This is a genomic window from Candidatus Deferrimicrobiaceae bacterium (assembly GCA_035256765.1).
GTDB lineage: Bacteria > Desulfobacterota > Deferrimicrobia > Deferrimicrobiales > Deferrimicrobiaceae > CSP1-8.
This window is the reverse complement of the sequence record DATEXR010000166.1, coordinates 1-1919: the sequence shown is the minus strand read 5'-3', so window position 1 is coordinate 1919 and position 1919 is coordinate 1. Positions and strand designations below refer to the sequence as shown.

Sequence of the window (1919 nt, the reverse complement as noted above, 5' to 3'; positions counted from 1 at the left end):
CCCGGTTCCCGAACCCGGCCGTCCCCCTCAGAACTTGTAGATGATCCGGAAGGTCGTCCGATTCCCCTGCGGGCGGTTCTCGGCCGACGACTCGAAGGCGGTTTTCAACGCGAGCACGAGGCCGCTCTTCGTGATCCAGTGAACGGCGGGCCCGATGGCGAATACCTGCTCCTTGCGGTCGGACACGTCACTCCCGTTGAACTCGGTGTCCGTCAACTGCTTGAGGTAATACCCGGCGGCGGCGAGCCGAAGGTTCTTGACCGCCTCATACTCCAGGGAGTAATTGAAGTGAAAGGCCTGGCCCGGCTTGACCTCGTTGATCCCGAGGCTCTGCAGCACCTCCCACGGATCGTCGTTCTTCGTGTTGTAGGTGTAGTGGATCCGCCAGGAAGTCGACAGTTGCGGGGTGAGGAACCAGGTGAACGCATAGTAGGGCTCGATCGTCCAGAGGTTCGCCCCGGGGTTGATCGTGTACTTCTTGTCGTAGTGGCCCGTGGGAACGATCACGTCCAGTTCGAACCGGTGCAGGAAGGGACGCCCGAGGAGCTTGTGGGGGAACCACTGGATGAAGGGCCCGATGATGACATCCCCGATCGGTCCCGGGTTCGCGGAGATGGGCGGTCCCCCGGGTCCGAAGTTTCCGCCCGCGGTCAGCGAGCCGATGGGCAGCAAGAAGTCGATCCCCAGGTTCCCCCCCAGGACGGTGGTCTTCGAGATGTGCGCCAGCTGGTTCATGGAAAGGACGAATCCGACGCGCGGGCTGCCCGGGATGTCGTTCCCGTCCTTGTCCTTGAATTCGCCGGACTGCCAAATCTGCACGTACTCGAAGAAGTAGGTTCCCGGGCCCGGCACCGCCCCGTCCAGAACGTTCGTCAGGCCGAAATTGAGAAGCGGCTGGTCGAACGCCCGCGCCGGAGTGCCGTGGATCCCCGTGAAGAGAACGGCAACAAACAAGACGGCCAAACCCCGTTTCATCATTCCCCCCCTCCTTGATTTCTTCCCTATTGCCTCGAACAGGCTTTCCCATACATATCCGCGGAAAATCGCGCCCGTCAACCTTTTCTTTTGGGAAACCGCGTTACTTCCTGCTACAATAGGGCGCGACGGACGGAGGTGCATTGGCGTTCTACACGGACCTGAGCGACGTCTACGACGCGCTCTTCCCGGTATCCGAGGCCCAGCGGGCCCTTTTCGACAGGCTCCTCGCAACGGGGCGGGTTCACCGTGTCGCCGATGCCGGCTGCGGCTCCGGGGCGCAGCTGCTTCCCTTCGCCTCCGCGGGGGTCGAGTGCGTGGGTTTCGACCCGGATCCGGCCCTGGTCGCCCTGGCAAGGGCGAAACTGGCCCCTTTTCCCCGCGCGCGCCTGGAGATCGGCGGGTTCTCCGACGTCCGTCGGATCGTCTCTCCGCCGGCCGACCTCGTTCTCTGTCTGGGCAACTCGCTGGTCCACGTATCCCAAGACGAGGCGGCGCGCTTCCTCCAAGACGCCGCTTCGGTCACTTCGGGGGAAGGGGAGATCCTCCTCCAGATCCTCAACTACGAGCGCCTCCTGCTCGGAAACGTCACGATGCTTCCCCTCATGAGCGCGGAGGAGGGGGCGATCGAGTTCCGCCGGAGCTACGTCTGGGAGGGAAACCGGAAAGTCAGGTTCCAGACCGCGCTCAGGTTCTCCGGGGGCGGCCAGCCCGGTGTCGTGAGAAACGAGATCCCCCTCTACCCTCTCTATCCCGATGAACTGTGGGAGATGCTGACGCGGGCCGGCTTCCCGCGGATCCGGTATTTCGGGGATTTCGCCGGGTCCGACTTTTCTCCGGAATCGGAAGCCCTCGTGTGCCTGGCGGGGAAACCGTGACGAAGGGGCGGTACGGGGGAAAACCGGTGGTCCGGGCGTTTTCCGTCCTGGCAGCCCTCCTTGCCG

General features: G+C 63.6%; 2 protein-coding genes. One reads left to right on the top strand and one right to left on the bottom strand.

The window, feature by feature from the left end; translation table 11 throughout:
* Positions 1-27: 27 nt before the first annotated feature.
* On the bottom strand, positions 28-978 hold the full coding sequence (locus VJ307_05695; GenBank protein ID HJX73632.1) for a transporter: 951 nt from the start codon (positions 976-978) through the stop codon (positions 28-30).
* A gap of 140 nt (positions 979-1118) precedes the next feature.
* Between VJ307_05695 and VJ307_05690 the strand changes: the two genes are divergently transcribed.
* Positions 1119-1853, top strand: a complete 735-nt coding sequence (locus VJ307_05690) for a class I SAM-dependent methyltransferase (protein ID HJX73631.1) — start codon at positions 1119-1121, stop codon at positions 1851-1853.
* Positions 1854-1919 lie beyond the last annotated feature (66 nt).